The 26,269-nt window shown below is 63.9% G+C and carries 27 protein-coding genes; 11 read left to right on the top strand and 16 right to left on the bottom strand.

The annotated features are described in order from the left end of the window. Nucleotides 1-6: 6 nt before the first annotated feature. The 5 genes from hemN to ACP7B7_RS24510 all read right to left on the bottom strand — a co-directional run bounded on the left by hemN (nt 7) and on the right by ACP7B7_RS24510 (nt 7,036). Nucleotides 7-1,464 carry an oxygen-independent coproporphyrinogen III oxidase gene (gene hemN / locus ACP7B7_RS24530; protein ID WP_426078451.1) on the bottom strand — a complete coding sequence of 486 codons (1,458 nt, stop codon included), beginning with the start codon at nt 1,462-1,464 and terminating at the stop codon, nt 7-9. Nucleotides 1,465-1,486: 22 nt separating this feature from the next. Next, nucleotides 1,487-3,151, bottom strand: a complete 1,665-nt coding sequence (locus tag ACP7B7_RS24525; protein WP_426078450.1) for a methyl-accepting chemotaxis protein — start codon at nt 3,149-3,151, stop codon at nt 1,487-1,489. Nucleotides 3,152-3,401: 250 nt separating this feature from the next. Next, nucleotides 3,402-5,483 carry an EAL domain-containing protein gene (locus ACP7B7_RS24520; protein ID WP_426078459.1) on the bottom strand — a complete coding sequence of 694 codons (2,082 nt, stop codon included), beginning with the start codon at nt 5,481-5,483 and terminating at the stop codon, nt 3,402-3,404. Between the two features lie 87 nt (nt 5,484-5,570). Then, nucleotides 5,571-6,011: an inner membrane protein YiaA gene (yiaA, locus tag ACP7B7_RS24515; protein ID WP_426078449.1), complete on the bottom strand. Its 441-nt coding sequence runs from the start codon at nt 6,009-6,011 to the stop codon at nt 5,571-5,573. Nucleotides 6,012-6,088: 77 nt separating this feature from the next. Then, the gene (locus ACP7B7_RS24510; RefSeq protein ID WP_426078448.1) at nt 6,089-7,036 is read right to left on the bottom strand and encodes a DUF808 domain-containing protein; all 948 of its coding nucleotides are present in this window, start codon (nt 7,034-7,036) and stop codon (nt 6,089-6,091) included. A gap of 179 nt (nt 7,037-7,215) precedes the next feature. On the opposite strand from ACP7B7_RS24510, the gene ACP7B7_RS24505 reads away from it, so the two are divergent. From ACP7B7_RS24505 to ACP7B7_RS24495, 3 genes are all read left to right on the top strand, one after another. After that, nucleotides 7,216-7,854: a LysE family transporter gene (locus ACP7B7_RS24505; protein ID WP_308923142.1), complete on the top strand. Its 639-nt coding sequence runs from the start codon at nt 7,216-7,218 to the stop codon at nt 7,852-7,854. A gap of 106 nt (nt 7,855-7,960) precedes the next feature. Next, nucleotides 7,961-9,682, top strand: a complete 1,722-nt coding sequence (locus ACP7B7_RS24500) for a DUF6600 domain-containing protein (protein ID WP_308923141.1) — start codon at nt 7,961-7,963, stop codon at nt 9,680-9,682. 319 nt (nt 9,683-10,001) lie between these two features. Further along, nucleotides 10,002-10,277, top strand: a complete 276-nt coding sequence (locus ACP7B7_RS24495; RefSeq protein ID WP_065306217.1) for a DUF493 family protein — start codon at nt 10,002-10,004, stop codon at nt 10,275-10,277. On the opposite strand, the gene ACP7B7_RS24490 is transcribed toward ACP7B7_RS24495, so the two are convergent. Further along, nucleotides 10,261-11,466 carry a multidrug effflux MFS transporter gene (locus ACP7B7_RS24490; protein WP_308923140.1) on the bottom strand — a complete coding sequence of 402 codons (1,206 nt, stop codon included), beginning with the start codon at nt 11,464-11,466 and terminating at the stop codon, nt 10,261-10,263. The genes ACP7B7_RS24495 and ACP7B7_RS24490 overlap by 17 nt on opposite strands. Nucleotides 11,467-11,593: 127 nt before the next feature. On the opposite strand from ACP7B7_RS24490, the gene ACP7B7_RS24485 reads away from it, so the two are divergent. From ACP7B7_RS24485 to ACP7B7_RS24460, 6 genes are all read left to right on the top strand, one after another. Then, complete coding sequence (locus tag ACP7B7_RS24485; RefSeq protein WP_426078447.1) at nt 11,594-13,045, top strand: PLP-dependent aminotransferase family protein; 1,452 nt, start codon at nt 11,594-11,596, stop codon at nt 13,043-13,045. Between the two features lie 90 nt (nt 13,046-13,135). Beyond that, nucleotides 13,136-13,834, top strand: coding sequence for a lipoyl(octanoyl) transferase LipB (gene lipB, locus ACP7B7_RS24480; protein WP_308923138.1), 699 nt, complete (start codon nt 13,136-13,138; stop codon nt 13,832-13,834). 37 nt (nt 13,835-13,871) lie between these two features. Then, complete coding sequence (gene lipA / locus ACP7B7_RS24475; RefSeq protein ID WP_308923137.1) at nt 13,872-14,888, top strand: lipoyl synthase; 1,017 nt, start codon at nt 13,872-13,874, stop codon at nt 14,886-14,888. A gap of 148 nt (nt 14,889-15,036) precedes the next feature. Beyond that, nucleotides 15,037-15,306, top strand: a complete 270-nt coding sequence (locus ACP7B7_RS24470; protein ID WP_308923136.1) for a type II toxin-antitoxin system Phd/YefM family antitoxin — start codon at nt 15,037-15,039, stop codon at nt 15,304-15,306. Continuing rightward, nucleotides 15,287-15,592 carry a Txe/YoeB family addiction module toxin gene (locus ACP7B7_RS24465; RefSeq protein ID WP_308923135.1) on the top strand — a complete coding sequence of 102 codons (306 nt, stop codon included), beginning with the start codon at nt 15,287-15,289 and terminating at the stop codon, nt 15,590-15,592. The genes ACP7B7_RS24470 and ACP7B7_RS24465 overlap by 20 nt, the downstream gene beginning before the upstream one ends. Nucleotides 15,593-15,681: 89 nt before the next feature. Next, nucleotides 15,682-16,344: a uracil-DNA glycosylase gene (locus ACP7B7_RS24460; protein ID WP_308923134.1), complete on the top strand. Its 663-nt coding sequence runs from the start codon at nt 15,682-15,684 to the stop codon at nt 16,342-16,344. Between the two features lie 201 nt (nt 16,345-16,545). Here ACP7B7_RS24460 and ACP7B7_RS24455 read toward each other — a convergent pair whose 3' ends face one another. Both ACP7B7_RS24455 and ACP7B7_RS24450 read right to left on the bottom strand, forming a co-directional pair. Next, nucleotides 16,546-18,681 carry a TonB-dependent receptor gene (locus tag ACP7B7_RS24455; RefSeq protein ID WP_426078446.1) on the bottom strand — a complete coding sequence of 712 codons (2,136 nt, stop codon included), beginning with the start codon at nt 18,679-18,681 and terminating at the stop codon, nt 16,546-16,548. Nucleotides 18,682-18,771: 90 nt separating this feature from the next. Beyond that, complete coding sequence (locus tag ACP7B7_RS24450) at nt 18,772-19,116, bottom strand: hypothetical protein (protein ID WP_426078445.1); 345 nt, start codon at nt 19,114-19,116, stop codon at nt 18,772-18,774. A gap of 141 nt (nt 19,117-19,257) precedes the next feature. On the opposite strand from ACP7B7_RS24450, the gene ACP7B7_RS24445 reads away from it, so the two are divergent. Next, on the top strand, nt 19,258-19,680 hold the full coding sequence (locus tag ACP7B7_RS24445; protein WP_308923131.1) for a PaaI family thioesterase: 423 nt from the start codon (nt 19,258-19,260) through the stop codon (nt 19,678-19,680). A 2-nt stretch (nt 19,681-19,682) separates the two neighbouring features. Here the strand turns inward: ACP7B7_RS24445 and ACP7B7_RS24440 are convergent, their stop codons facing one another. The 7 genes from ACP7B7_RS24440 to ACP7B7_RS24410 form a co-directional block, all read right to left on the bottom strand. Further along, complete coding sequence (locus ACP7B7_RS24440; protein WP_426078444.1) at nt 19,683-20,384, bottom strand: anti-sigma factor; 702 nt, start codon at nt 20,382-20,384, stop codon at nt 19,683-19,685. Beyond that, nucleotides 20,381-20,971 carry a sigma-70 family RNA polymerase sigma factor gene (locus tag ACP7B7_RS24435; RefSeq protein ID WP_426078443.1) on the bottom strand — a complete coding sequence of 197 codons (591 nt, stop codon included), beginning with the start codon at nt 20,969-20,971 and terminating at the stop codon, nt 20,381-20,383. The genes ACP7B7_RS24440 and ACP7B7_RS24435 overlap by 4 nt, the downstream gene beginning before the upstream one ends. Before the next feature lie 95 nt (nt 20,972-21,066). Continuing rightward, the gene (locus ACP7B7_RS24430; RefSeq protein ID WP_426078441.1) at nt 21,067-21,582 is read right to left on the bottom strand and encodes a peroxiredoxin family protein; all 516 of its coding nucleotides are present in this window, start codon (nt 21,580-21,582) and stop codon (nt 21,067-21,069) included. Nucleotides 21,583-21,666: 84 nt separating this feature from the next. After that, on the bottom strand, nt 21,667-22,341 hold the full coding sequence (locus tag ACP7B7_RS24425) for a BON domain-containing protein (RefSeq protein ID WP_426078440.1): 675 nt from the start codon (nt 22,339-22,341) through the stop codon (nt 21,667-21,669). Further along, a complete protein-coding gene (locus ACP7B7_RS24420; RefSeq protein WP_065306202.1) occupies nt 22,334-22,930 on the bottom strand; it encodes a phosphoheptose isomerase in 597 nt (198 codons plus the stop codon). Before ACP7B7_RS24420 ends, ACP7B7_RS24425 begins: the two co-directional genes overlap by 8 nt. Before the next feature lie 57 nt (nt 22,931-22,987). Then, the gene (locus ACP7B7_RS24415) at nt 22,988-23,338 is read right to left on the bottom strand and encodes a YraN family protein (protein WP_426078438.1); all 351 of its coding nucleotides are present in this window, start codon (nt 23,336-23,338) and stop codon (nt 22,988-22,990) included. Between the two features lie 15 nt (nt 23,339-23,353). After that, nucleotides 23,354-24,682 carry a penicillin-binding protein activator gene (locus ACP7B7_RS24410; RefSeq protein WP_426078436.1) on the bottom strand — a complete coding sequence of 443 codons (1,329 nt, stop codon included), beginning with the start codon at nt 24,680-24,682 and terminating at the stop codon, nt 23,354-23,356. A gap of 60 nt (nt 24,683-24,742) precedes the next feature. On the opposite strand from ACP7B7_RS24410, the gene rsmI reads away from it, so the two are divergent. Further along, nucleotides 24,743-25,651 carry a 16S rRNA (cytidine(1402)-2'-O)-methyltransferase gene (rsmI, locus tag ACP7B7_RS24405; RefSeq protein ID WP_426078434.1) on the top strand — a complete coding sequence of 303 codons (909 nt, stop codon included), beginning with the start codon at nt 24,743-24,745 and terminating at the stop codon, nt 25,649-25,651. Between the two features lie 5 nt (nt 25,652-25,656). Here rsmI and ACP7B7_RS24400 read toward each other — a convergent pair whose 3' ends face one another. Then, nucleotides 25,657-26,268 carry a nucleotidyltransferase domain-containing protein gene (locus tag ACP7B7_RS24400; RefSeq protein ID WP_426078433.1) on the bottom strand — a complete coding sequence of 204 codons (612 nt, stop codon included), beginning with the start codon at nt 26,266-26,268 and terminating at the stop codon, nt 25,657-25,659. Nucleotide 26,269 lies beyond the last annotated feature (1 nt).

The raw sequence follows: 26,269 nt of genomic DNA, 5'->3' as shown, positions 1-26,269 counted from the left end.
CGGCCGCTACACCGTTTTCGAGTAGCGCAGCGGCTGCGGCGCGTCTGCTGGGGCCAGCGCGGCCCTGGCGCGCGCTTCGGCCAGGTGGCGGTCGAACACCATGCAGATATTGCGGATCAACAAGCGCCCTTTCGGCGTCACCGTCAGCCAGTCTTCCTCGATGACCAGCAGGCCGTCGCGCGCCAGTTCGCGCAATTTTTCCAGTTCGCTGGCGAAGTAGCTGCGGAAAATCACCGGGTGCGATTGCTCGATGGTGGCGATCGACAGTTCGAAATTGCACATCAGCATCTGGATGATGATACGGCGCAGCATGTCGTCCGTTTCCAGCTTGATGCCGCGCGCGATCGGCAGCACGCCTTCGTCGAGTTTTTCGTAATACGCGTCCAGCGTTTTTTCATTCTGGCTGTAGACCGCGCCCACCGAGCTGATGGCCGAAACGCCACAGGCGATCAGGTCCGCTTCGGCGCGCGTCGAATAGCCCTGGAAGTTGCGGTGCAGGCGGCCTTGCCGCTGTGCCACGGCCAGGTCGTCGGTCGGCTTGGCGAAATGGTCCATGCCGATATACACGTAGCCGGCCGCCGTCAGGCGTGCGATGCACAGGCCCAGCATGGCCAGCTTGGTGCCGCTGTCGGGCATGTCGGCGTCAAGTATCCTGCGCTGCGGCTTGAACAGGTGCGGCATGTGCGCGTAGTGGTACAAGGCGATGCGGTCGGGGCTGGCGTTGATCACCTTGCGCAGGGTTTCCGTCATGGTCTCCATGCTTTGCTTGGGCAGGCCGTAGATCAGGTCGATGCTGACGGAACGGAATCCCGCGTCGCGTGCGGCCTGCATCACGGCCACGGTTTCCGCTTCCGGCTGGATGCGGTTGACGGCTTTCTGCACGTCGGCGTCGAAGTCCTGCACGCCCAGGCTGATGCGGTTGAAGCCCTGCGCCCGCAGCGAAAACACGCGTTCGCGCGAGACCGTGCGCGGATCGATTTCGATCGAGTATTCGCCATCGGCGTCGGGCGCGAAGTCGAAGTGCTGGCGCAGGTGGGCCATCAGCTCGTCCATCTGCTTTTCGCTCAAGTAAGTCGGCGTGCCGCCGCCGAAGTGCAGCTGTTCGATCTGGTTGATGCCGGCAAACAGCTTGGCCTGCATGGCGATTTCCTGCTTCAGGTAGCTGAGGTAGGTGGCCGCCTTGCTGCGGTCCTTGGTGATGATCTTGTTGCAGGCGCAGTAGTAGCACAGGGTGTCGCAGAACGGCACGTGCACATACAGCGACAGCGGCCGGCGCCCGCCGCGCATGCGCAGCGCGGCTACCGCTTCGAGGAAGTTGCCGTAGCCAAAATCGGCCGTAAAACGGTCGGCGGTCGGGTAGGAGGTGTAGCGCGGGCCGGACTGGCTCATCTTGCCGATAATGACAGGATCGAATTCGACGACGGCGTCGAGTTCGCCGGAAGCATTGCTGAGTAATGTGGTCATGATGGATCGATTCTTGTAAAGTTCAGGCGGCCAGGCGTTTCAGGCCGGCGTTCTTGCCGGCGTTGGCGGCGCCGCCGCGGCCCTTGCCGCTCAGGGTGACCCGGCGCGCTGGCGGCATCTTGCCGAAATTGAACAGGCTGACGGCCTGCGACAGGCTGGCCGCTTCTTCCGACAGGCGCGTGGCGGCCGCGGCAGCTTCCTCGACCAGCGCCGCGTTCTGCTGCGTCACCTGGTCCATGTGGGCAATCGCGGTGTTGACCTGGTCGACGCCGATGCTTTGCTCGCGCGAGGCGATCGAGATTTCCTGCATGATGGCCGTCACCTGCTGCACCGAGCTGACCACCTGTTCCATGGTGGTGCCAGCGCGGTTGACCTGCACCATGCCGGCGCCGACCTTGCTGACGGAAATATCGATCAGCTGCTTGATGTCCTTGGCCGCCACCGACGAGCGCTGCGCCAGGTTGCGCACTTCGCCAGCCACCACCGCAAAGCCGCGGCCCTGTTCACCGGCGCGCGCCGCTTCCACGGCCGCGTTCAGGGCCAGGATATTGGTCTGGAAGGCGATGCCTTCGATCAGGCCGATGATGTCGACGATCTTCTTCGACGAGGCGTTGATGTCATCCATGGTGGTGATCACGTCGGCGACGATCTCGCCGCCCTGCACCGCCACCTTCGAGGCGGCCACGGCCAGGTCGCTGGCCTGTATCGAGTTGTCGGCGTTCTGCTTGACGGTCGACGAGAATTCCTCGATGCTCGACGCCGTCTCTTCCAGGCTGGCGGCCTGCGATTCGGTGCGGCCCGACAGGTCCATATTGCCGGCCGCAATCTGCTTGGTCGCCACGGCCATTGTTTCCACATTGATGCGCACGTCGCGGATGGTGGCGATCAGGTTGCTGTTCATCTGTTGCAGCGCGCGCAGCAGCTGGCCCACTTCGTCGGTGCTGTCGGTCTCGAAGCTGCCCGACAGGTCGCCGGCGGCAATCGCCCGCGCGCCGTTCAGCGCCTTGTTCAGGGGCTGCAGCACCGAGGTGCGCAGGGTGTACCAGAGGAAGACGTTGATCAGGAAGCCGACCAGGGTGGCGCCGAAGATGCCGTAGTTGGTCGCCGCGCCGCCCGCCGCAAACAGGGTGATGGCGCACACCAGCAACTGCAGGCAGTTGACGGCGCTCGTCGCCATCCAGATGCGCAGGTTGAGCGACATATGGGTCAGCTTGTGCAGCACGTGGGCCAGGCCCGGGCGCACGATCTGGCCGTGCTTGATGACGATGCGCCCGCCCTCCTGGTTGCGGATGGCATGATAGGCTTCCTCGGCCACCTTGACCTGATCCTTGTCGGCTTTGACGCGCACCGACATGTAGCCGATGGTCTGGCCGGCCTCGCGGATCGGCGTGACATTCGCGCGCACCCAGTAGTAGTCGCCGTTCTTGCAGCGGTTTTTCACCAGCCCGGTCCACGGCGTGCCGGCCTGCAGCGAGGCCCACATGTCGGCAAACGCCTCGGCTGGCATGTCCGGGTGGCGCACGATGTTCTGCGGCGAACCGATCAATTCGGCTTCGGTAAAGCCGCTGACCTGGCTGAAATACGGGTTCACATACACGATGTTGCCGTTCATGTCCGTTTTCGAGACGATGGCCTGGTCTTCCAGCACGAGGGTTTCACGGTTGGTAACTGGCAAATTCTGGCGCATGACGGCTTCCCGGACAGGTGCGTCGAACGGCAGTCGGACGCGTTTATTGAATAAAGCTTGCAGGATTGCAAGAACGTGGATCAGTGTAAGGAGTCGCCAGCGCAAATTTATTGATGTAGATCAAAATCCTTAAAATTGGAGTGGGTAATTTGACGGCGCGCAGACACGGCTAGTCATTTTTGCAGAGGAGGAGGTTTGGCCGCTACCGCCATAGTGACCATGGCCTTGGCAAGTTGGCGTAGCTGGCGCTTCAATCCATGCCGGCCACCAGCGGGCGCAAGCTGCCCACCGCGTAGCCCTGGGCATAATCGACGCCCAGTTCGCGGATGACGGCCAGCGTCGCTTCGTCTTCGACGTATTCGGCCACGGTTTTCAGGCCCATCACGTGGCCCACTTCATTGATGGCCTTGACCATCGCGCGGTTGATCGCATTGGCGGCGATATCGCGCACGAACACGCCGTCGATCTTCAGGTAGTCGACCGGCAAGGCTTTCAGGTAGCCGAACGAGGAAAAGCCGGCGCCGAAGTCGTCCAGCGAGAAGCGGCATCCCAGCGCCTTGAGCTTGCGCATGAAGACCTGCGCCTTGGGCAGGTTGGCGATGACCGCCGTTTCGGTGATTTCAAAGCAGATCTGCTCGGGCGCGATGGCGTATTGCACGAATTGCTCGGTAATATAATGCTGCAAGCCGGTGTCGGCCAGCGACATGCCCGACAGGTTGATCGAATACAGGGCCGGTGCGCGGCGGCGTTCTTCCACCAGCGCCTCGACCGGCGCCAGGCTGTCGCGGATGCTCTGGATATGGGCGCAGACGGCGCGGATCACCCAGCGGTCGATCGAGATCATCATGTCATAGCGCTCGGCGGCCGGGATAAAGGCGCCGGGTAATATCAGGTCGCCCTTGCTGTTGCGGATGCGCAGCAGCACCTCGTCGTGGCTTTCCTGGCCCTCGCGCAGGTGCACGATGGGCATCGCGTAGAGGCGGAAATATTGCTGCTCGAACGCTTCGTTCAGGCGCGAAATCCACAGCATTTCGCCATGGCGCTGGGCCAGCATCACGTCGGCTTCCTGGTACACGTGGATGCGGTTGCGGCCCTGTTCCTTGGCCAGGTAGCAGGCCTGGTCGGCGGCGATCAGCAGTTCGCTCAGCGACTTGCTGTCCTGGTTGACTTCCACCATGCCGATGCTCACGCCCAGCTCATAATTGCGGCCATCCCAGGCGAAATGGAAATCGCGGATCGACTGGCGCAATTGTTCGCCGATCTGGCGCGCATGTTCCATCGGGCAGTGCGGCAGCAGCACGCCCAGTTCGTCACCGCCCAGGCGCGCCAGGATGTCGCTGTCGCGCATCTGCGATTGCAGCAGCTTGGCCAGCAGCTGCAGCAGCACGTCGCCGGCGCTGTGGCCGCAGGTATCGTTGATGACCTTGAACTGGTCCAGGTCCAGGTACAGCAGCGCGTGCACATGGCCCTGCTCCTTGGACGTGTGCAGGGCGCCGGCCACCAGCTGTTCGAAATGGCGCCGGTTGATCAGGCCGGTCAGGTGGTCGTGCGTGGCTTGCCACGACAGTTGCTGGCTCAGCTTGCGTTCATGGCTGACGTCGCGAAACACCACCACCGCGCCGAGGATCTCGCCGTCGCGCGACCAGATCGGCGCGGCGCAATCCTCGATGGCGATCTGGCGCCCGTCGCGCGTGACCAGGTTGGTATGCGCCGAGGTGGCGATGGCCTGGCGCTGGTGCAGGCATTTGACGGCGACGTGCTCGAGCGGCGCGCCGGTGTGCTCGTCGGCCAGCGGCATGGTGTCCCAGATATCGCGCCCCAGCGCCAGCTGGGTGGTCCAGCCCGTCAATTGCTCGGCCATGCGGTTCAGGTAGCGCGTCTTGCCCTGCGGGTCGGTGGTCATCACCGCGTCGCCGATGGAACTGAGCGTGACTTCCGCCAGTTCCTTGCGTTCGGCGATCATGATTTCCTGCTGCGTGTGTTCGGTGATGTCCCAGATGATGCCCAGGGTGCGTTCGGGCTGGCCGCTGGCGTCCATGAAGGCGTGGGCCCGTGCCGCCAGCCAGCGTTCGCTGCCGTCTGGCCACACCACGCGGTACTGCAGCGCGTAGGCGCCATGCCGCTGCACGCCGTCCTGCAGCACCTGCACCACGTGGTCGCGGTCATCGGCATGCACGCAGGCGAGAAAATCGCGGAAGGACTGCGTCAGCGGCCGTTCAGCGACCCCCAGCAGCGCCGCGCCCCGCGCCGACCAGGTCACCGTGCCGTCGATCACCTGGCCGCCGACGATGTGCGAATCCCAGATCGCCATGTGCGCCGCATCCAGTGCCATTTGCAAACGTTTTTGCTGGTCCCCCATCACGCCGTCCCCTCATAAAAACAGATAGAGGGGCAAAGCGGATTTTAGTTCCCGGCCGGTTCAGGGGGGCGGCGCACTGGCGGACTCGTCAGGCGTGGCGCTGGCCGTTTGCGCGACATCGCGCACGTTTTTTTGCACCGCCACCGCCGCAAACAGGCTCAGCAGGAATGACATGGCATAAAAGCCTTTTTCGCTGTTCTGCATGGTGGCGTTGAACAGGCCCACCGTCAGCAGCAGCAAGGCCAGCAGCACCGAGATCCAGCACAGGCCGAAATAGATGCCGGTGACGGCGATGCCCTCACTGCGGTCGCGCACGGATTTTTGCAGGGAAATGGCGGCGAACAGGCCATACATCAGCAGGGTGAAGTAATAGCCTTTTTCATTGAGTGCCATGCCGGCGTTCCACAGGCCCGCCAGATAGGTGACGGCGCCGATCAGCAGCGCGGCCCACGAGGCGCCGACAAAGGCGCTGCTCGGACGTTGGAAGGTTGGTTGCGGCATGCTAGGCTCCTGAGGTGGTTAAAAGGGATGCGGAAGGCAGCCACGCTTGCGGCTGCCACCTGATCAGACCAGAAAGTTCATTTGGCGGGCTTGACCATGCGCAACAAAGCCTGGACGCCGCTGACCACCGCCAGCACCAGGCCACCGGCGATCACGCCGACGATGGCGTTGACCACGCTGGGCAGGATGGCCGCCAGCACGCCGCCGGCCACCGCCACGCCGGCCACCGCATGTTCCATCTGGTGCAGCAGGTTGCTGGCCCACGGCCAGCCGTGCGTCAGGATGCCGCCGCCGACCATGAACATGGCCAGGGTGCCGACCACCGATAAAAATTTCATCAGCTTGGGGGCGGCCGCCACCAGCATGCGGCCAAAGGCGCGCACGCCATCCATCAGCGCGCCGGCGCCCTTGCGCGCGGCCAGCCAGAAGCCGGCGTCGTCGAGCTTGACGATGCCGGCCACCAGGCCATACACGCCGACCGTCATGATCAGGGCGATGCCGACCACCACCGCCACCTGCTCGGCAAAGGTGGCGGTGGCCACCGTGCCGAGCGCGATCACGATGATTTCGGCCGACAGGATGAAATCGGTGCGCACGGCGCCCTTGATCTTGTCTTTTTCCAGCGCCACCAGGTCCACGTTCGGGTCGCGCAGCGCCTCGGCCAGCTCGGCCTTGTGGCTGTCGTCCGGGTGCAAGTACGGGTGGGCGATCTTTTCAAAGCCTTCGAAGCACAGGTAGGCGCCGCCCACCATCAGCAGCGGCGTGATGGCCCACGGCGCAAACGCGCTGATGGCCAGCGCGGCCGGCACCAGGATGGCCTTGTTTTTCAGCGAGCCGACCGCCACCGCCCACACCACCGGCAATTCGCGTTCGGCGCGCACGCCCGACACTTGCTGCGCGTTCAGGGCCAGGTCGTCGCCCAGCACGCCGGCCGTTTTTTTGGCGGCCACCTTGGTCATCAGGGAAACATCGTCGAGGATGCTGGCGATATCGTCGAGCAGGGCAAACAGGCTGGAGCCGGCCATTTCAATCGCCTCCCAGGGTGGTGGAAGCGAATGGCGACAATAAAATAAGGGGAATGTTCATCATGTTCTTATTGGTTGAGATGCAAGAAAGGAGGTGGCATGATCTTAACCCAGCCCGGCCGGCAGCGACGCACGCGGCGCGGTAAAATCGCCGTCTTCTTCTCCTTTCTGGATTTCGCATGAGCTTTGCCACCTGGATCGCCTTTGTCCTTGCCGCTTCCATCATCGCCGTCTCGCCCGGTTCCGGCGCCGTGCTGTCGATGTCGCACGGCCTGTCGTACGGCGTGAAAAAGACCAGCGCCACCATCCTCGGCCTGCAGATGGGCTTGCTGGTAGTGCTGTTCATCGCCGGCGCCGGCGTCGGTTCCCTGCTGCTGGCCTCGGAAGTGGCTTTCAATATCGTGAAAACCGTCGGCGCCCTGTACCTGATCTGGCTGGGGCTGTCGCAGTGGCGCGCGAAGATCGCGGTGGCCGGCGACCTGCATGCGGCCGCCGTGCTGCCGGGCATGGGCCGGCGCGTGCTGACCGGTTTCCTGACCAATGTGACCAATCCCAAGGGCATCATCTTCATGGTGGCGGTGCTGCCGCAATTTATCAGTCCCGCCGCGCCGGTGCTGCCGCAGCTGCTGATACTGGCCGTGACCATGTGCACCATCGACCTGATCGTCATGCACAGCTATGCCTACCTGGCCTCGTCGATGCAGCGCTTTTTTCGCGACGCCAGGGCGGTCAGGAAGCAGAACCGCTTTTTTGGCGGCCTGCTGATGGCGGTCGGCGCGGCGCTGTTTTTCGTCAAGCGCGGCGCGCATGCATCATGATGTAGCAGTTGCAATGATTTGTAAGCCGGCTTGTGGCGCCGCGCGCATCGGGCTGTAATCAGTATCCACGCCACCTTTGATTGTTGTCCCTGACTGGAGCGCCATCATGCGTCCGACTTTCCTGAATACCGTATTTGCCCTCGTGCTGTCCTCTGCAGGCGCGCCGGCGCTGGCCGATTCCCCCGAGCGCGTCGGGCGCATTTCCACGGTCGAAGGGCAGGTGCTGGTGCGCGCCGGCGATGGCGCGCCGCAGGACGCCCTGCTGAACTGGCCGGTCAGCACCGATAACCTGATCACCACCAGGCGCAATGCGCTGGCCGAGTTTCGCGTGGGCGGCGCCGCCGTGCGCCTGGACGGCGATTCCGAGCTGGAAGTGACGCAGCTCGATGACGACAGTTTCAAATTGCACCTCGGTTACGGCAGCGCCAGCGTGCGGGTACGCAATCCGGACGCCCTGCGCGGCCTGGAAATCACCACCGCCCAGGCGCGCGTGGTGCTGACGCAGCCAGGCTGGGTGCGGATAGACGCCGAACGTCCGCCCGGCACCAGCGTCGTCAGCGTGCTCGAAGGCGCGGCCGACGTCGACGGCAGCACGGCCAGCGTGATGCTACGCGCCGGCAAGCGTGCCGAATTGACGGACGAGGAATTGCGCACCGGGCCGTTGCAGCGCATCGCCTTTGACAGCTGGCCCGAAACGGTGGTGTCCGCCTCGCCGGCGCTGCGCTATGTCACCGAAGACGTGACCGGCTATGAAGAGCTGGACCGCCATGGCGCATGGCAGGAAAGCGCCGAATACGGCCCCTTGTGGCTGCCGCGCGCCGTGCCCGTCGGCTGGGCGCCCTACAGCGATGGACGCTGGAGCTGGATCGCGCCGTGGGGCTGGACCTGGATCGACAATGCGCCGTGGGGCTATGCGCCGTCGCACTATGGCCGCTGGGTGCAGGTCGGCCAGCGCTGGGGCTGGGCGCCGGGCCGCGAACGGACCCGCAACGCCTGGGCGCCGGCATTGGTGGGCTGGGCCAGCGGCGATCACGGTCCACGGCCGGGCCTGCAGCATGGACCGCGCCCGGGCGCGGGGGCGGGTCCCGGCATGGGCTGGTTTCCCTTGTCGCCGCGCGACCGTTATGTGCCGGGCGACCGCGTGCACCGTCTTCCCGATGGCCGCCGTCCCACCCCGATGGACCGCGACCGGGACCGTGACCGCAATCCAGGTCGCCGCGACGGCGTGACGATGCCGCCGCCGCAAATCCACAATGTGCCCCTGAGTACGGCGCCCGAGCCTGGTCCCGGCGCCGGCGGACAGCGTCCGCCGCGCGAAACGAACCGTCCCGATTTTCCGCGCCGCGACTGGAATAACCGGCCCGGACGCTTGCAGACGGAGGACGGCGCCATGCCGGTGCGCGAACCAAGGCGCCCGGCCGTACCGGCCATGCCGGCGACACCGGCCGCCCCACCGGCGCCCGCCATGCCCGCCGCACCCGCCTTGCCGCCGGTACAGGATGCGATCGCCCAGCCGGGCCGTCCGGCCTGGCGCGGCGAAGAGCGGCCACGCGGCGACCGTCCGGAGCGTATCGAACGCCCGGACCGCACCGAACGCGTGGACCGTGGCGACCGTGGCAACCGGCCACCGCCGCAACCGGCCGCCGCCGCTGCGCCGGTGGCCGCGCCACGGCCTGCGGCGCCACCACCCGCCATGCCCGCGCCGCGGCCCGCCGCCGAACCGCGTGTCGAGCGCGGCGGTGAGCGTGGCGGCGAGCGCGGAAATCCTGCGCGTGAACGCCCCAGCCAGGGCAGAAACAATGGCCGCATCCAGGAAGCGGAGCGCTGAGCGTTACCGTCTGGCGGCGATTCAGGCGCTTCATGCCGCCAAACTGGCAGTTCGTCACATGCCGGAAGTAAAGCGTCGGTGTTTTGTCTACAGTAGCGTCATTGCAGCACGGCGCAATGCCTTGCGGCAAGACAGCACCGATTTTTCCGGCTATTTTGTTTGTGCAAACGAAATAGTTTTGGCCAGCTTACCCAGCTGGCTTTTTTTTGCCCGTCCGGCGCGCCGCCGGCGGCCGCTTCGCCCGCTGTCGAATTTCGCTACAATACAGGCTTATGCGGGCGCGACACGTCCGCCCTGACCGCTTCTGATTGGAACCACCATGCAAACCATCCCTCCCAGCGAATCGCTGATCGAGTATCCGAGCGACTTCCCCATCAAGATCATGGGCCCGACGCATGTCGATTTCGCGCCCACCATCACCGCGCTGGTGATCAGCCATGATCCGACCTTCCACGAAGGCCGGCTGGAAGTGCGTCCGTCGGGCAAGGGCAATTACACGGGCCTGACCGTGACCGTGCGCGCCGTCAGCCGCGAACAGCTCGACGCCCTGTACAACGCGCTGTCGGCGCACCCGATGGTCAAGATCGTGATGTAACTGCGGTATGTGCCGCCGCGCGGCGCCTGGTGGTTGATACGACCAGCACAAACGCGGCGCTGGCGCCGGCCGTGACCCACACCATAGGCCGCGCGCTGCCGTCCGAGATGGCCGCGACCAGCGCGCCGCAGGCGGCCGTGATCACCATCTGGATAAAAAAGAACAGGCCGGTGGCGCTGCCCGCCTGCGCGCCATACGGCTGCAGCACCGCCAGCTGGCAGGCCGGAATCGCCATGCCGACCGACACCATCACCAGCAGCATCGGCGCCACCAGCGAGGCCAGGTGCTGCGGCGCCAGGCTGCCGGCCGCCAGCAGGCTGGCCGCGCCCGCCAGGTTCAGCCCGGCGGCCAGGCCCAGCATGCGGTCCGCTCCCTGTTGCGCTCCCCAGCGCTGAAACAGCGTCGACCCCAGCATGTAGCCGCTGACCGTCAGCGCAAACACCAGCGCATAGGCGCCAGGGGACAAATGCATGCCCCTTTGCAGCAGCACCGACGATTCCGCGATAAACGGAAAATAAGTGCAATACACAAAACCGATCGCCAGCGCATAGCGCAGAAAGTAGGCGTCGCCCAGCAGGCGGCGGTATAGCGCCAGCACGCTTTCCTTCGATTCCACCCTGGCCGGCCGGGTTTCCGGCACGTACCACAAGGTCATCCACAGCGACAGCAAGCCCAGCGCGCACAGCACGCCAAACACGGCGCGCCAGCCGAAGGCCGCATCGAGCACGCTGCCGGCCAGCGGCGCGACGATGGGCGACAGGCCCATGCCCATCGAGATGCGGCCCAGCAGGCGCGCCTGCGTGGCGCGATCAAAGCGGTCGCGCACCATCACCCGACCCAGCATGGTGCCGCTGCAGCCGCCAAAGGCCTGCAGCAGGCGCGCACAAATCAGCACCGGCGCATTGCCGGCGCAGGCGCACACCAGGCTGGCCAGCACGTAGATCAGCGTGCCGGCCAGCAGCACCGGACGGCGTCCGTAGCGGTCGGCCAGCGGCCCGCAGACCAGCATCGAGGCGGCCGAGCCGGCCATGAACACGCTCAGGGTCAGTTGCAATTGTCCATCACTGGCGTGCAGCGCATCGGCCATCGCCGGCAGCGACGGCAGGTACAAATCGATGCTCAGGCGCGGCAGGCAGACCAGCAGCAGCAGGATGGCGCTCCAGGCCCAGGGCGGCGGCGGTTTTTTCATGTTGTCCACAATACAAAAAAGTGATGCGCCAAGGCTGGCGCACCAGAACGGTGAGAGTAAAATGGTTGTGGTGTAATGCGAAGAGCCATTAACACGAAAAATCATTGGACCACTTGGACAGTTACCTATGCCGCGAGGAAAATTACCGCTAGCCCTGGAGTTGCCACGCCCTACCAGCTGGCTCGACAATCCGGGCATCAGCAAGCAGGATGGCGCGTATGAAGCGCTGCGCGCAGCCATCCTCGGCAAGGTCTTGCCGGCCGGCAGCCGCCTGCCGTCCAGCCGGGTCCTGGCCGCGTGCTGGGAACTGTCGCGCGGCACCATCGAAACCGTGTTCGACCGCCTGCATGCGGAAGCCTATGTGACGCGCGTGCCCGGTTCCGGCACGCGCGTGTGCGCGGTGGTGCCGGAACGCTTCCTGATGGCGGGCTTCGATCTGCCCGGCACTCAAGCCGTCGCCCCTGCGCCCGCGCTGGACACCGGCGTGCGGGACGGCCTGCCCTTCGTGGCCCGGCGCGCCGACGCGGCCCTGTTTTCGACCGCCTCCTGGTCGCGCTGCGCGGCCAGGGCGCTGGCCGCCGCCACGCCGGGTCAACTGTGCAGCGCCGACCCGGCCGGCGCGCCCGAGTTGCGCCGGCAACTGGCCGACTACCTGGCCAAGTACCGCGGCATCCGCTGCGACCCGCAGGATATCGTGATCACCACCGGCATCCGCCATGCGCTCGACCTGATCGCGCGCGCCACCGTGCGTCCGGGCGACAAGGTCTGCCTGGAAGACCCCGGCTACCCGGCCGCGCGCACCCTGTTCACCCTGGCCGGCGCCGCTCCCGTCGATATTGCCGTCGACGCCGAAGGCATCGATTGCGCCGCCCTGCAGGCGCATGCCGACGCCAGCCTGGTATATGTCACGCCGGCACACCAGTCGCCGCTGGGCGTGACCATGTCCGTCACGCGCCGCCTGGCGCTGCTCGACTGGGCCAGCAATCATGGCGCCTGGGTGGTGGAAGACGACTACGACAGCGAATTCAATTACCACAGCGCGCCGCTGGCGGCCCTCAAATCGCTGGACCAGTACCAGCGCGTGATCTATTGCGGCAGCTTCAACAAGACCCTGTTCGCCGGGCTGCGCCTGGGTTTCATGGTGCTGCCGCCCGGCTTGCGTCCGCTGCTGCTGCGCACCTTGCAGCTGACGGGCCGCTCGGTGGGCATGACCGACCAGCTGGCGCTGGCCGCCTGGATGGAGGAAAGCGCCTTCGTGCGCCATCTGCGCCAGGCGCGCCTGGCCTACAAGGAGCGGCGCGACGTGCTGCTGGCCTGCCTGGAACAACTGGCGCCCGGCCGCTACAGCATCTCCGGCCAGCAAGCCGGTTTTCATTTCGTGCTGTGGCTGCAGCCCGGCAGCGATGAAGCGGCCTTCTGCGCGCGCGCCGCGCAGGCAGGGCTGGCGCTGCAGGGGCTGGGCGAATTTTGCCAGCAGGCGCGTTTGCCGCCGGCCGTGCTGGTCGGCTACACGGCCCTGAGCGGCGCGCAGATCCGGCTGGCGGCGCCGCAATTGGCGCAGTTGTTGTTGCAGATCTGAGCCATGGCCCGCCCTCGCCCCCCGGTGGCGGTATAATCACGGCTTCGCCGCAGCGTCCACCCGCGCCGGCAGCCGACCACAGAATCTGTCATGACCACCACCCGAACCGAAGCGGCCCTGATCCGCGAGCTGGGCCGCGTCGATTACGAGCCGACCTTTGCCGCCATGCGCGCGTTCACCGACGCGCGCACGACGGAAACGCGCGACGAACTGTGGATCGTCGAGCACCCGCCCGTATTTACATTGGGCCTGGCGGCCGACCGTGGCCATTTGCTGGCCGGCGCCGAGGCGATTCCGGTGGTGCAGACCGACCGCGGCGGCGAAGTGACTTTCCACGGCCCCGGCCAGGTGGTGATTTATTTGCTGATGGACCTGCGCCGCAACAAGCCGGGCGGCAAGCTGTATGCGCGCCAGTTCGTGCATAAAATCGAGCAGGCCATCATCAATGTGCTGGCGGCGTATAATCTTGCAGGCGAGCGCATCGATGGCGCGCCCGGCATCTATATCGCCGGTGGACCCGACAAGGGTGCGAAGATCGCTGCGCTGGGCTTGAAAGTGCGCGGCAACGGCTGCACCTACCATGGCGTGTCGCTCAATGTGGCGATGGACCTGGCGCCGTTTTCCTGGATTAACCCTTGCGGCTATTCCGGGCTGAAAACGGTCGACATGCGCAGCATGGGCGTGGACGCCCCGCTGGCCGGCGTGCAGCACGCGCTGGCCCGTGAACTGACCGAATTACTCGATGTACAGCAGAGCGCCGCAGGCGCGCCTCAGGCAGCGGATGCCTGAGCAAACAAACCAACATGCCCCCCAAGGGCTCGCAGCCATGACTTCTGAGACCATTTCCAGCACCGCCCCCGTAGCCACCGCCGCTCCCGTCTACAACCCGAGCGAAAAGCAAAAAGGCGCCAGCAAGACCTCGCGCATCCCGATCAAGATCATTCCGATCGAGCAAGTCGAGCGCCTGAAAAAGCCGGACTGGATCCGCGTCAAGGCCGCTTCCGCCTCGACCCGCTTCTATGAAATCAAGGACATCCTGCGCGAAAACAAGCTGGTGACCGTGTGCGAAGAAGCCAGCTGCCCGAATATCGGCGAATGCTTCGGCAAGGGCACCGCCACCTTCATGATCATGGGCGACAAGTGCACGCGCCGCTGCCCGTTCTGCGACGTCGGCCACGGCCGCCCTGATCCGCTGGACAAGGAAGAGCCGGCCAACCTGTCGAAAACCATCGCCAAGCTGCGCCTGAACTACGTCGTGATCACCTCGGTCGACCGCGACGACCTGCGCGACGGCGGCGCCGGCCACTTCGTCGAGTGCATCCAGCAAACGCGCGCCCTGTCGCCCAACACCCGCATCGAAGTACTGGTGCCCGACTTCCGCGGCCGCCTGGAAAAAGCCCTGAACCTGTTCAAGGATGGCTTGCCGGACGTGATGAACCACAATCTGGAAACCGCGCCGCGCCTGTACAAGGAAGCGCGCCCCGGTTCGGACTACATGCACTCCTTGAAACTGCTGAAGGACTTCAAGGCCATGTACCCGGACGTGAAAACCAAGTCCGGCATCATGGTCGGCCTGGGCGAGACGGACGAGGAAATCCTGCAAGTCATGCGCGACATGCGCGAGCACGACATCGACATGCTGACCATCGGCCAATACCTGGCGCCATCGAACAGCCACCTGCCGGTACGCCGCTACGTGCACCCGGACGTGTTCAAGATGTTCGAAGAAGAAGCCTACAAGATGGGCTTCACCCACGCCGCCATCGGCGCCATGGTGCGCAGCTCGTACCACGCGGATGAGCAGGCGCATATGGCTGGGGTGGAGTCGGCGCTGAATAACTAAGCACCGGCAACAACCAGATCGAGCCGCCCCGCGCAAGCCGGGCGGCTTTTTTACGCCTCTTTGAAGTAAAGTACAAGATCCTGTACAATTATTTCAAGAGTGATGGGCGATTGTCGCTCAGGCATAACCACGGAGGCAACGATTCAACATGAATATTCTCACTTTCAGCGAAGCGCGCGCGGGCTTGAAAAGCGTGATGGACGACGTTTGCAATGACCATCAGCCGACCGTGATCACGCGGGTCAATGGCGAGCATGTGGTGATGTTGTCCCTGGCCGACTACAACAGCATGGAAGAAACGTTGTACCTGCTGGGGACTGCCAAGAACGCCAGCCGCCTGATGGCGTCGGTGGCGCAGATCAAGGCTGGCAAAGCCAAGGCCCGTGAATTGCTGCGCCATGAAAAACAAGAAGGCTGAGAACAAGCAGCAAGGCGGCAATGCCGTACTGGCCTGGTCCGATCATGGCTGGGAAGATTATCTGTACTGGCAAGGCGCCGATCCGAAAATCGTCCAGCGCATCAATGAACTGATCGATGGCTGCCTGGCCGATCCGTTCAAGGGCATCGGCAAACCGGAACCCTTGAAAGGCGACCTGACCGGCTTCTGGTCGCGCCGCATCGACCGTCAGCATCGGCTGGTGTATTTGCCCGATGGTGGCTGCATCTATGTCGCTGCCTGCCGCTATCACTATGACGAAAAGTAAGTGTTGCCATTGGCAACGGTAACGCCGCCCGGTCTTGCCGCCGTTATACTTTGCCCATGATGTTCTTCAACATATTAATGAGGTAAAGCATGGAAGTACGTATCGAGGAATCCTGGAAGCAGCGGCTGCAGGCCGAATTCGAGCAGCCCTGGTGGGCCACTCTGGCGGCGTTCGTCAAGGAAGAATATGCGGCGGGACCGTGCTTCCCGGCCGGTAAAGCGATCTTCCGGGCATTCGACCTGGCGCCGTTCGAGCAGGTCAAGGTGGTGATCCTGGGACAGGACCCGTATCACACGCCGGGCGCGGCCATGGGCTTGTGCTTTTCGATTCCCGAGGGCACCCGCTCTCAGCCCAGCTTGCAAAATATCTTCAAGGAATTGAAAAGCGATATCGGCGTCGCGCGCACCAGCACGGACTTGACCGACTGGGCCGGGCAAGGCGTGTTTTTGCTCAACAGCGTGTTGACGGTGCGCTCGGGCGCGGCCGGTTCGCACGCGGGCAAGGGCTGGGAAAAGCTGACCGACAGCGCGATCCGCCATCTGTCGCAGGAGCGCGAAGGCGTCGTCTTCATTTTGTGGGGAGCGTATGCGATCGCCAAGCGCGCGCTGATCGACGAAGGCAAGCACAAGGTATTGACTTCGCCGCACCCGTCGCCGCTGTCCGCGCACCGGGGTTTTTTCGGCAGCAAGCCGTTCAGCCAGGCCAATGCCTATTTGCAGGAAAACGGCCAGCAGCCGATCATCTGGGGCTGAAGCCACGGCAACCGACAGCGGCAGGCGTTGCTCCCGGCCGCTGTCTTCGCACGTAACTCTTTAGAACATAACGCCGGACAAAACCGTAGCGAGCGGCAGCGAGTTGTGGCTGAGAAGCGGAGCTGTGCGAATGCACGGGGCCGCCGAGGTAGTGAGCATCGGAGGCCGCAAATCGCGCCGCGCAGTAGGTTTGGTCTGGTGTTAGAAACTGGTCGATAGGCCAGCGTACAGACTGCGGCGTGCGCCATATTGCGGCGCGCCGACGCCGACGCCGGAACCATCGCGCAGCAGATACGATTTGTCGAACAGGTTGATCAGCGCCAGGCGGCCTTCCACCTTGCCCAGCGGCGTGTTTTTCCAGGTGTGCGTCAGCGCGGTATTGACCGTGAAGTAATGCGGCAGGTGGCCGGAATTCGGTGCGCCGCCGTCCGGTGTCATGCGCAGGCCGCTGCCGTACAGGAAGTCGGCGCTCACTTGCGAATCGCCGAAGTGATAATGGCCGCCACCGGACATGGTGTAGGTCTGGTCGTGGTCGAGGAACACGTAGTTGTTCTTGATATAGGCCACTTCATCGGCGCCGAACAGGGCCTGGCCGGAATTGATATTGCGGCCCTGCGCCTTTTGCGTGCTGGCGTTCAGGAACAGGCCCCAGTCTTTCTCGCTGTAGATGGCTGACAATTCCAGGCCCTTGGCATACCCTTCGGCGTAGTTGAACGGCGTGAGGATCAGCGCCTGGCCGAACTGGCCTTCGTCGAGCAGGTTGCTGATCTTCTTGTAGTAGGCGTCGGCCGTCAAGGTCAGTTTCGAGTTGACCTGGTGGCTGATGCCGATATCGTAATAGTGGGTACGCTCGGCCTTGACGTTGTCCGAGGTGGCGATTTCCGGCGCATTCGTCGTGTTCGCATACAGGTCGATGCTGCCCTGCGCGGCCAGTTCCTGCGGTGGCGGCGTGAAGTAGCGCGAGTAGCCGGCGTGCAAGGCCGTGCCTGGCGCCAGCTGGTAGGCCAGGTTGACGCGCGGACTCCATTGCTGTTCGCTGGTATAGGCCGAAACCTTGTCGAAGCGCGCGCCGTAGTTCAGGGTCAGCGGTTTGCTGATATGCCATTCATCCTGCAGGTAAAAGCTGGACAGGGTACCGGTCTTGCCGCTGTTGTCGACGATGGTGACCGGTGTGGTGGAGGTCTGTCCGTTGTCATCGGCCGGGAATACACCCACCGTATTGTCGCTGGCCGTTTTCTGGCGCGTGTAGGCCAGGCCGGCGCGCAAGGTGTGGTCCTGGTGCACTTTGTAGCTGATGTCAAACTGGGCGCCGGAAGCGCTGTTCGAACGGCGTGAATCCGAAGCCACGCCGTTGTAGATCAGGTCGCCAATCGAATCGGGCGTGAAGTGCAATTGCGAATACTGGTGGAAGGCGGAGACTTGGTAGTTGAGGTCGCCCAGGCTTTTTTGCAGCGACAGCACCACGAAGCGGTTCACTTCGCGCTGGTTTTCATCGAGCTGCGACGATGGCAGGGTCGAGGTGCCGGCCTGCGCGTCGCTGCGGCCGGCCAGGGTGAAACCGGGCGCCTGGTCCGGATTGTTCGGGATCTGGAAGCGGCCGTTATAAGTGCCGAACATGGCGCCCAGGCGGGTATTGTCATCAAGGAAATACGACAGATTGCCGAACGATTTGTTCTGGCGCGTCTTGTCGTGCAGCGCATTGCGCGTGTCCTGCGGATTTTCCACGCCCAGCGAGTTGCCCAGGTAGCTGCCGGACAAATAGTAATTGAACTTGCCGACGCTGCCGAAAAACTCGGCGCTCGGTTCGATATGGTTGTGGCTGCCCACCAGGATGCCGATCCGTCCGCCGGGCGTCATGCCGCCTTCCTTGGTTTCGATATCGACGATGCCGGCCGTGCGCAGGCCGAACTGGGCCGGCAAGGCGCCGGTGATGAAATCGGTCTTGTCGATCAGCCGCGTGTCGATCGACTGGCCGAAGCCGCTGATGCTTTCCGGCAGTTGCACGCCATTGATACGGTATTGCACGTTCGCATGGTCGTCGCGCACATGCAGGGCGCCCGAGCCTTTCGAGTCCTGCGACACGCCCGGCAGGCGCAGCAGCACTTCATTGAACGGCGTGTTGTCGCCCTGGCCCAGCATGTCGACCATATGGCTGTCGATGCTGTAGATGGTGGTGCCCACTTTCGGCGACAGCTCGATGCGCGCGCTGCGCAGGTGGGCCGAGGTGACTTCGACGGTCTGCATCTCTTGCGGCGCTGCCTCATCGGCATGGGCGGAAACGGCAAACAGGCTGGCAATGGCGAGCGACAGCGCGCTCAGGCGTGGAGTGTGTTGCATGGTGAACCTCAAAATAGTGTACGCCAGGCGGCATGGCGCGATCCCGGTGGACGCGGCAAGGCAGCCTGAAAAAAAGTAAAAGCGTGGGAACTACAGCGAGGTCGACGGGGGGCCGCGCACGGGCGGCAACAGCAGGGTGATAATGGGAGCGGGCAGCGCCGGCAGCAGGGCCAGCAAGCGATACGGCAGCAATTGCTCCGGCGGCTCGACGAGGGCCGGCGGCACGGCAAGGTCGGCCACCTTGTCGATGGCGGTGGCGCACAGCGCGCATTCTTCCGCGTCCAGGCTGGTCTTGTGCAGATGCGAGGCGGCGGTCGACAGCAGGAACACCAGGGCCAGCGCACTGAACAGGGCCACGCACAGCTGCCACGGCGTGCGCGCGAAGGCGGACGCCGCTTGATAAGCTGGCTTGCGAGGTGGCTGGCGGGTGGACATGTGGCGCATGGTAGCAAGAAAACGGTATCGTTGTCAGCGTCTGTTGCAATTGATTTGCTTTATGAAGCAGTGGCACAACATACCGTTGCAAGGGAAAGTTGCTATCATCATAGTGTTTCTGACCCTATAAGAAAGATAACCATGAGCAATCCCGAGATCACTTTGGAAGTATTGAACCAGCGCGGTATCGGCCGCCTGCCCGGCCACCTGGGCATCGTCATCACGTCGGTCGGCGACGGCCAGGTGACGGCCGAACTGCCGGTGCAGCCGCATTTGCTGGCGCCGAACGGCTATCTGCACGCCGGCAGCGTGGTGACCCTGGCGGACACGGCCTCGGGCTATGGCTGCATCGCCAACCTGCCCGAAGGCGCGAACAACTTCACCACCATCGAACTGAAATCGAACCACCTGGGCACTGCCCGCGACGGCACCATCGTCTGCACGGCGAAAGTCGAGCACAAGGGCCGCAACACGCAAGTGTGGGACGCCGTGGTCAAGAGCAAGGAAACCGGCAAGACCCTGGCCCTGTTTCGCTGTACGCAGATGATTCTGTATCCGAAATAAGGCTACAACCTTACCCAATTACCTTTATACAAGATCGGCCCGGTCGGTCCATTCGGATCGGGCGAGCCGCCGCGCGGCTCCAGGGTCACTGCCAGCAGGGCCACATCGGTGCCGATCGCGCGGTCGGACAAGGCCAGCTTCACGCTGCCCTTGTCGGCCAGCAGGCCCAGCGAGCGCGGGTTGCCACTTTTCGGCACGGCCCACAGTTCCAGATCCTTGTCACTCGGCACCGGGGCATTGCCCACCATGCGCACTTCCAGCGTGTCGTGGCGGCTGTCGGCCGTCAGCAGCAGGGCCGTCTGCGATTTCTCGTCCATCAGGGTCGCCACATGGCTGATCTGCGGCGTGTTCATCAATTGCGTCGACATGACGATCACCAGCAGCGCGGCAATCGCGCTCGAGGCCAGGCCCAGCGAACGCCAGAACGAGACCGACTCGCGCCACAGTGCCCAGCCGCCATGCTTCGCCTGCGCCAGGTGCAGCCGCTGCTCGATCTGCTGCCAGACGCGCTTGGGCGGCGCCACCGGGGTGGCGAACTCGGCCATCGGTTCCAGGCGCTGGCGCCATTCGGCCGTGATATTGCGCAGGTCGGCGTCGTTGTAGAGCCAGCCTTCGAAACGGCGCCGCGCGCCCCCCTTCAAGGTGCCCAGCACATATTCGGACGCCAGCTTCTGGCGCAGCGGATCATTGCCGCGGATATTCATGGTGCCTCCCGTTTTGCCAGGCAGGTACGCAGCCGTTCCAGGCTGCGCCGTATCCAGGTCTTGACGGTGCCGATCGGCAGCGACATCTGCTGCGCCACTTCGCTGTGCGACAGGTCATGGTAATACGCCAACGCGACCACCTGGCGGTGCAGCCCTTCCAGGGCCGACATGCAAAACGCCAGCGCCTTGGCGTCGCCACTCATCTGCAGCGACTCTATCGGCGTGGCCTGGGGATCTCGTAGTGCGTTCATGACTTCGCTATCAAACTGTTCGGCATCGATTTCAACTGTGTCGTCGCTGCGCCGCAGCACATCGAACGCCTTGTTGCGCACGATGGTGGCCATCCAGGTCATCGGCGCCGCCAAGTGGCTTTGATACGTGGCGGCGTTGTTCCAGATGGCGACGAAACCCTCTTGCAAGGCTTCTTCAGCGAGCTCTTGCTTATGCAATATACGCAGCGCGAAGCCAAACAGTTTCGATGATGTGGCGTGATAGAGTTGACGGAACGCCTTGGCGTCTTTGTTGCCGGCCGCGAGCAGCCAGGCTTTCAGTTGTTGCGGGTCAAGCGATGGGGCGTCAGGAGACACGGCTGGCCTTCACAAGGTGAACGGGATTCACGAAATGGAAGGTTATATCAACCAGGCAATCATTTGCAACAACGTTATGTGTTGTGTGCGGGTATTTATCCCGCGATGGCCGTTTCCAGCAGCTTGTGCAGTTCGGCAAACTCGGGTTTGCCCACGTAGCGCTTGAGGATCTTGCCCTGCTTGTCGAGCACGAAGGTGGTCGGCGTCATCGCCACGTCGCCATAGGCCTTGGCGGCCTCGCCCGTCACGTCGAGCGCCACCTTGAACGGCAGCTGGCGCGTCTGGGCAAAGTTCAGCACGTAGTTGGCCGGGTCGTATTGCATGGCGACCGCGACAAACTCCAGGCCTTGCGCCTTGTATTTATTGTAGGTCTCGACCATTTCCGGCATTTCCGCCACGCAGGTGGTGCAGGAAGTGGCCCAGAAATTGACCATCACCACCTTGCCGCGCAGGCTGCTTGACGAGATCTTTTCGCCGTCGATGGCGTGGAAGGTCACGTCCGGTGCGCTTTGCTTGTTGTTCAGCGACAGATAGCCTGCCGCCGCCACGCCCGCCACCAGCACGGCGATCAGGACAGGCTTGAGCCAGGATTTGGAAGTCGATGTTGACATAGTTTTACACACCAGATACGTAACGATGGGGCCATTATAGCCCCATCGTTGTGTTCGCGCCGTAGGCCGGAAGGCCTAGGGGTTTTACTGTCCGACCGGGTTGTTGACGCGCGCCGGCGCCGGATCGGCCTGGAATTGCTTCAGTTCCGCTTCCGAGATGTAGTCGAACAGCTTGACCACTTTCTGCACGCCGCTCACGCCGCGCGCCACGTCGGCCGCCACCGTGCCTTCGCGCTGGGTCACGCGGCCCATCAGGAAGACGGTGCCGTTTTCGGTGACGACCTTGAACGAGGCGGCCGAGATGGTTTTCATGTCGACCAGGCTGGCTTTCACCTTGGTGGTGATCAGCGCGTCGTTCGAGCGCGAGGTATAGCTGGCCGGGCCGGCGATGATCAGCTCGTTGGCCACCGATTCCACGCCGGCGATATTGCGCACTTCGCGTTCGACGGCGTTTTTCATCGCTTCGTCGCGTACTTCGCCCGTCAGCAGCACGCGGCGGTTGAAACTGGTGACATTCACATGGCCGGCGTCGCCGGTGACGGCCGGCACGCGCGATTCGCCTTTCACGGCGATCGCCTTGTCTTCGGTCTGGGCGCCCAGAGTACGGCGGTCCGCCGCGGCCACGCCGCTCATCACCGCGCCACCGACCATCAATTCGATGCAGCCGGTCAGCGAGGTAAGCATGGCGCCGCACAACAGGGCGGTCGCCAGAGGGCGTTGTACGCGTTTCCAGCCTGGGCCAGTACCGAATTTAGTCATTCACGTCTCCTCCGAATAGTGCGACGTCGATGCCGTCGCAAATGCAGTGTATGGTTGTCAGATGCACTTCCTGGATGCGCGCCGTGCGTTCGGCCGGCACGCAGATATGCACGTCGGCATCGGTCAGCAGCTTGCCGATCGCGCCGCCGTCCTTGCCCGTCAGCGCCACCACGCGCATTTCGCGTTCCAGCGCCGCTTCCACCGCCGCCATCACGTTGCCGGAATTGCCCGACGTGGAAATGGCCAGCAGGATGTCGCCGGCCTGGCCGAAGGCCTGTACCTGCTTCGAGAAAATTTCGCGGTAGCTGTAATCGTTGGCCACCGCCGTCATGATCGACGTGTCGGTGGTCAATGCCAGCGCCGGCAGCGGAAAGCGTTCGCGTTCGAAGCGGCCGACCAGCTCGGCGGCAAAATGCTGGCAGTCGGCGGCGGAACCGCCATTGCCGCAGGCCAGGATCTTGTTACCGTTCGACAGCGCGGCAAACATCAGCTCGATCGCCTGGGCAATCGCGGGTGCCAGCACCGTAGCGGCCTGGATCTTGAGTTCGGCACTTTCGTGGAAGTGCGAGAGGATGCGTTGATTATTCATAGTCTGCCGATTATAGTGCAGGCGCGCGGCAAGGCGAACAAGCGCTGTTAAAAATGCTTACATATCGAGAATGTTCTTCAGCCATTCCATGCGTCCGCCATCGATGACGACGGCGTCGAAACGGCATGGTGGCAAGCTCTTCTGACTCAATAGCCAGGTTTGCGCGGCACGCGTCATGCGCCGCTGCTTGGCCGGCGTGATGCTGGCCAAGGCGCCGCCGAAAGCACTGCCGCTGCGCTGGCGCACTTCGATGAAGACGACGCTTTTGCCGTCGCGCATGATCAAGTCCAGCTCGCCGCCTTTGCACAAAAAATTGCGTTCTACCAGCTTGAGTCCTTGCAGCAGCAAATACGCCAGCGCATCGTCTTCCGCCAGCCGCCCCAGTTCCCGCTTGTCTGGCGGCGGCATGGCATGCTGCTTTCTTTACTGCGCCGCCGGCAATACGGGCGCTTGCTCGGGAACCGGCTTCGGCGGCCAGGTACCGACCACGCCCTGCTGATAGGTGGCGGCCTGCTCGGTGCGCTCGAAGCGGACCTGTCCGCCGTCATAACGCACGGCCAGGCGGCCCGTCACGCCATCGAGCGTGAACGACGCCTCGGGGCGCAGCGCCACTTCGCGCGCCACGCGGAAGGCATCGATGCCCAGCGCATACAGGCGCTCCATGTCGGCCGTCAGGCGGCCGTCGGCGGGCTGCGGCGGCTGCGGATACACCATCACTTGCGGATGATCGCGCTGCACCTGCCATGGCAGGTCGAGCAGGCGCGCGCCGTCCAGCTCGGGGCCGCTGGCGCCGCGGCCGAGGCCCGGGTTCAGCGACGAGGTGCCGTATAGCGGCAGGTCGGGGCCGATCGCCACGCGCAGCTGGCGCGCCTGGTCGGCGTCCAGCGCCGCAAAGATCAGGGCCGGTGGATTGCTTGACAGGCGCGCGCGCAGCTGCACCAGCTCGGCGTCGCCGAGGTAACCGTTGGTGGCCGTCAGGTCGACCTGGTCGGCGCTGCCGCCCTGGCGCAGCCATTCCTGCTTGAAGGCGGTACTGGTGCGGCGCTGCGAGGCCGAATTGGCCGACAAAATCAAGGCGTTGGCGCGCGGCTGTTCGCTGGCGGCCCAGGCGGCCACCTGCCGCGCTTCCGCTTCGATCGACAGACCCATCACCAGCAGCCTGGCCGGCAGGCGCGCTTCGCCGCGGTTGTCGGGGTGGTTCAGGGCGATGGTCGGCTTTTTCACCAGGTCGCTGTTGGCCACTGCCGTGACGGCCGAGCGAGACAAGGGGCCGACCACGATATCCTGCTCCTGCTGGGCTTGCGCAAACTTGTCCAGTACATCGGCGCTGCCGTCGCCCGTATCGATCACGGCCACTTCGAAGCCGCTGCGGTCGCGCTCGTAGGCGGCCATGAAGCCGGCCCGCAACAGGCTGGCGGCCGGACCCAGCGAAGCCGAGCGCAGCGGCAGCAGCAGGCCGATATGGTGGACCTTGCCGTCGGAAGGCGCCGGCGCCGTGGCGGCCGGCATGTCCTGCGCGGTGCCCGTGGCCGGCTTGCCGGTCATGGGCGCCACGTTGGCCTTGCCGCTGTCGTCATACGAGGTAATGTCGGGCACGGCCACGGCAAAGGTCACCGGTTCCGGTGCGGCCGGCTTGGGCAGCGGCGCGGGGACAGGTGGCGGCGGTGGCGGCGGCAGCGCCCTTGTGTTTGATTCAATAGGCGCGCACAATTGCCCGGGCGCGTCGCAAGGCGTGCTGCAAGCGCTCAGCATGCCGGTCGCGGCACAAACAAGCAGTAACTTCACACTATTAGCAAGCATTCAACCTCCAAAATGACCGTACAAGAAATCAGTTCCATCGCCAGCCTGCCCATCATGACAGAGGCGGCGCACCAGGTCTATCCTATCGCAACATTGTATGTAGTGGCCACGCCCATCGGCAATGTCACCGATATCAGCCTGCGTGCCTTGCACTTGCTGAGCCTGGCTGACGCCGTCGCCTGTGAAGATACCCGCAATACGGCGCACCTGCTGACGCGTTTTGGCCTGAACAAGCCGTTAATTGCTGCGCATCAACATAACGAACGCGAAGTGGCGCAGACCCTGATCGCCCGCCTGCATGCCGGCGAGCGCATCGCGCTGGTCTCCGACGCGGGAACCCCTGCCGTGTCCGACCCTGGCGCGCGCATCGTCGACGCCGTGCGCGCGGCCGGCCTGCGCGTGCTGCCCCTGCCCGGCCCATCGGCGGCGATCACGGCGATTTCCGCCAGCGGCTTGCTGAACGACCAGTTTTATTTTGTCGGCTTCCTGCCCGCGAAAGCCAAGCAGCGCGAAAACATGCTGCACAGCCTGCGCGGCGTGACCGCCACCATGGTCTTTTATGAAGCGCCGCACCGCATCCTCGATTGCGCCACCGCTTTGGTCGAAGCGTTCGAGCCGACGCGCCAGGTGGTGTTCGCGCGCGAACTGACCAAGCTGTTCGAAGAAATCCACCGCTGCCCGCTGTCCGAGGCGGAAGCCTGGATCCGCGCCGACGCCCACCGCGAAAAAGGCGAATTCGTGATCCTGCTCGACGGCGCCACCGAAGCCCAGGACGCCGAAGACGTGGAAGCCGAACGCATCCTGGGTATCCTGCTGGCCGAATGCAGCGTCAAGCAGGCGGCCAACCTGACGGCGCAAATTACCGGGCGCAAGAAGAATGCTTTATATGAGCGGGCGCTGCAGTTGAAGGGGCAGGAGTAAGACAATCAGGCTGGCGGTTCGATGGCGAGTGCCTGAGCCGCCGTCAGATCCGCGCCAGATTCGCCAGTGCCTGTGAGGCGGATGAGTTCATCTTCCCTGCCTTTGACAAAGATCTTCGGCTGTTCCAGCACGCGCACGATAAACGACTTGCCGTCGCGTACGCGCTGGATAAACTCCGCCGGCGTGTAGAGCGTCGGGTTGACTATGCGGCCCAGTTGCTGCTGTAGCGGTTGCAATGCGTCGAGCAGGGCGGCATTCGAGATCTGCTCGCCGATCACCATCAGATCGATGTCGCTGTGGGCCTGCTCGTTTCCTTTGGCCATCGAGCCATACACGAACGCCAGCTCGATCTGCGGCCAGTGTGCTTGCAGCGCCACGCGCAGCACGTCGGCCACGCCAAAAGTTTTCATGACAATGCTGCGCAGCTCATCAAAAATCGGTGCCTGGTGATTTGCCTGATAGTGCTTCTGGTTGCCCACTTTTTTTACAGTGATCAGCGCCGACTTCACCAGCTTCGCCAGCTCGCGCTGTACCGCGCCTGAACCCATGGCGGCGAAAGCGATAATCTCGTTGGCGTAAAACGAGCGTTGCGACTGGCCAAACAGCAAGGCCAGCACG

The sequence above is a fragment of the Janthinobacterium sp. PSPC3-1 genome, assembly GCF_049896105.1.
Classification (GTDB): domain Bacteria; phylum Pseudomonadota; class Gammaproteobacteria; order Burkholderiales; family Burkholderiaceae_D; genus Janthinobacterium.
This window is presented reverse-complemented; position numbering and strand designations above follow the sequence as displayed.

Excerpts from the sequence above, each read along its gene's own strand:
- ACP7B7_RS24465 (WP_308923135.1), top strand. The coding sequence starts at position 15,287 with ATGAAAAACAAGAAGGCTGAGAACAAGCAGCAAGGCGGCAATGCCGTA.
- ACP7B7_RS24425 (WP_426078440.1), bottom strand. The coding sequence starts at position 22,341 with ATGACTAAATTCGGTACTGGCCCAGGCTGGAAACGCGTACAACGCCCT.
- ACP7B7_RS24510 (WP_426078448.1), bottom strand. The coding sequence starts at position 7,036 with ATGGCCGGCTCCAGCCTGTTTGCCCTGCTCGACGATATCGCCAGCATC.
- lipA (WP_308923137.1), top strand. The coding sequence starts at position 13,872 with ATGACTTCTGAGACCATTTCCAGCACCGCCCCCGTAGCCACCGCCGCT.
- ACP7B7_RS24520 (WP_426078459.1), bottom strand. The coding sequence starts at position 5,483 with ATGGCACTGGATGCGGCGCACATGGCGATCTGGGATTCGCACATCGTC.
- ACP7B7_RS24470 (WP_308923136.1), top strand. The coding sequence starts at position 15,037 with ATGAATATTCTCACTTTCAGCGAAGCGCGCGCGGGCTTGAAAAGCGTG.
- ACP7B7_RS24440 (WP_426078444.1), bottom strand. The coding sequence starts at position 20,384 with ATGAATATCCGCGGCAATGATCCGCTGCGCCAGAAGCTGGCGTCCGAA.
- ACP7B7_RS24500 (WP_308923141.1), top strand. The coding sequence starts at position 7,961 with ATGCGTCCGACTTTCCTGAATACCGTATTTGCCCTCGTGCTGTCCTCT.
- ACP7B7_RS24460 (WP_308923134.1), top strand. The coding sequence starts at position 15,682 with ATGGAAGTACGTATCGAGGAATCCTGGAAGCAGCGGCTGCAGGCCGAA.
- hemN (WP_426078451.1), bottom strand. The coding sequence starts at position 1,464 with ATGACCACATTACTCAGCAATGCTTCCGGCGAACTCGACGCCGTCGTC.
- yiaA (WP_426078449.1), bottom strand. The coding sequence starts at position 6,011 with ATGCCGCAACCAACCTTCCAACGTCCGAGCAGCGCCTTTGTCGGCGCC.
- ACP7B7_RS24420 (WP_065306202.1), bottom strand. The coding sequence starts at position 22,930 with ATGAATAATCAACGCATCCTCTCGCACTTCCACGAAAGTGCCGAACTC.
- ACP7B7_RS24445 (WP_308923131.1), top strand. The coding sequence starts at position 19,258 with ATGAGCAATCCCGAGATCACTTTGGAAGTATTGAACCAGCGCGGTATC.
- ACP7B7_RS24410 (WP_426078436.1), bottom strand. The coding sequence starts at position 24,682 with ATGCTGAGCGCTTGCAGCACGCCTTGCGACGCGCCCGGGCAATTGTGC.
- ACP7B7_RS24415 (WP_426078438.1), bottom strand. The coding sequence starts at position 23,338 with ATGCCGCCGCCAGACAAGCGGGAACTGGGGCGGCTGGCGGAAGACGAT.
- ACP7B7_RS24495 (WP_065306217.1), top strand. The coding sequence starts at position 10,002 with ATGCAAACCATCCCTCCCAGCGAATCGCTGATCGAGTATCCGAGCGAC.
- ACP7B7_RS24490 (WP_308923140.1), bottom strand. The coding sequence starts at position 11,466 with ATGAAAAAACCGCCGCCGCCCTGGGCCTGGAGCGCCATCCTGCTGCTG.
- rsmI (WP_426078434.1), top strand. The coding sequence starts at position 24,743 with ATGACCGTACAAGAAATCAGTTCCATCGCCAGCCTGCCCATCATGACA.
- ACP7B7_RS24525 (WP_426078450.1), bottom strand. The coding sequence starts at position 3,151 with ATGCGCCAGAATTTGCCAGTTACCAACCGTGAAACCCTCGTGCTGGAA.
- ACP7B7_RS24430 (WP_426078441.1), bottom strand. The coding sequence starts at position 21,582 with ATGTCAACATCGACTTCCAAATCCTGGCTCAAGCCTGTCCTGATCGCC.
- lipB (WP_308923138.1), top strand. The coding sequence starts at position 13,136 with ATGACCACCACCCGAACCGAAGCGGCCCTGATCCGCGAGCTGGGCCGC.
- ACP7B7_RS24485 (WP_426078447.1), top strand. The coding sequence starts at position 11,594 with ATGCCGCGAGGAAAATTACCGCTAGCCCTGGAGTTGCCACGCCCTACC.
- ACP7B7_RS24455 (WP_426078446.1), bottom strand. The coding sequence starts at position 18,681 with ATGCAACACACTCCACGCCTGAGCGCGCTGTCGCTCGCCATTGCCAGC.
- ACP7B7_RS24450 (WP_426078445.1), bottom strand. The coding sequence starts at position 19,116 with ATGTCCACCCGCCAGCCACCTCGCAAGCCAGCTTATCAAGCGGCGTCC.
- ACP7B7_RS24505 (WP_308923142.1), top strand. The coding sequence starts at position 7,216 with ATGAGCTTTGCCACCTGGATCGCCTTTGTCCTTGCCGCTTCCATCATC.